Origin of the sequence: Cellulomonas phragmiteti (assembly GCF_016862775.1) — a bacterium.
GTDB lineage: Bacteria > Actinomycetota > Actinomycetes > Actinomycetales > Cellulomonadaceae > Cellulomonas > Cellulomonas phragmiteti.
The window spans coordinates 1-1,419 of record NZ_BONP01000060.1; the positions used below are offsets into that span (position 1 = coordinate 1).

Here is a 1,419-nt window from a genome sequence, read left to right on the forward strand (position 1 = left end):
TACAACATGGTCCGGGACTTCAAGGCCCGCGGTGTGCCGATCGACTGCGTGGGCTTCCAGGCGCACTTCAACTCCGGCAACCCCGTCCCGTCGAACTACCACACCACGCTGGGCAACTTCGCCGCGCTGGGTGTCGACGTCCAGATCACCGAGCTGGACATCCAGGGCTCGGGCAACTCCCAGGGCGAGCAGTTCCGCGGGATCATGCAGGCGTGCCTGTCCGTGGCCCGCTGCACCGGTATCACGGTCTGGGGGGTCAAGGACTCGGACTCGTGGCGTCGTGAGCACACCCCGCTGCTGTTCGACGGCAACGGCAACAAGAAGGCTGCGTACAACTACACCCTCGACGCGCTGAACGCCGGCGGTGTCCGTGCCACCCCGGGCGGCACGACGCAGAGCCCGACTCCGACGCCGACTCCGACGCCGACGCCGACGCCGACGCCGACGCCGACACCGACGCCGACTCCGACGCCGACACCGACGCCGAGCCCGACGCCGACACCGACACCGGACCCGACGCCGACGCCGGCACCCACGCAGAACCCCGGCACGGGCGCGTGCTCCGTCGACTACCGGGTGACCTCCCAGTGGCCCGGTGGCTTCACCGCCGACGTCAAGGTGACCAACCACGGCGCCGCGCTGAACGGCTGGACGCTCACGTTCGCCTTCCCGGGCAACCAGACCGTGCAGCAGGCGTGGAACGGCGTCTCGACGCAGAGCGGCTCGCAGGTCACCGTCCGCAACGCGGACTACAACGCCGCGGTCCCGGCCGGCGGCACGGTCGGCTTCGGGTTCAACGGCGGGTTCACCGGTGACAACCCGGTGCCCACGTCGTTCGCCCTCAACGGTGCCGGCTGCAACGGTGCGGTGACCCCCACCCAGCAGCCGACCCCGACCCCGACCACGTCGCCCACCCCGACCCCGTCGCCGACGGTGTCGCCGACCCCGACCCCGACCCCGACCCCGACGGCGTCGCCCACGCCCACGCCGTCGCCCACCTGCAGCCTGCCGTCGTCCTACCGCTGGTCGTCGTCCGGTCCGCTCGCGCAGCCGCGCTCGGGCTGGGTCTCGCTGAAGGACTTCACGGTCGCGCCGTACAACGGCCAGCAGCTGGTGTACGCCACGACGCACGACACGGGGACGTCGTGGGGCTCGATGAAGTTCGGGCTGTTCTCCGACTACTCGCAGATGGGTGCCGCCAGCCAGACGGCGATGCCGTTCTCGGCGGTCGCTCCCAGCCTGTTCTACTTCGCCCCGAAGAACATCTGGGTCCTGGCGTACCAGTGGGGCGGTCCGGCGTTCTCGTACCGGACGTCGACCAACCCGGACAACGTCAACGGCTGGTCGGCGCACCAGAACCTGTTCACCGGCAGCATCACGAACTCCGGGACGGGGCCGATCGACCAGGCGCTCATCGGT

Annotated in this window: 1 protein-coding gene; it reads left to right on the forward strand. The window is 70.4% G+C overall.

Annotated features, from left to right (window positions below):
- A partial coding sequence (locus Cph01nite_RS18905; RefSeq protein ID WP_203676595.1) for a non-reducing end alpha-L-arabinofuranosidase family hydrolase occupies positions 1 to 1,419 on the forward strand: 1,419 nt, incomplete at both ends.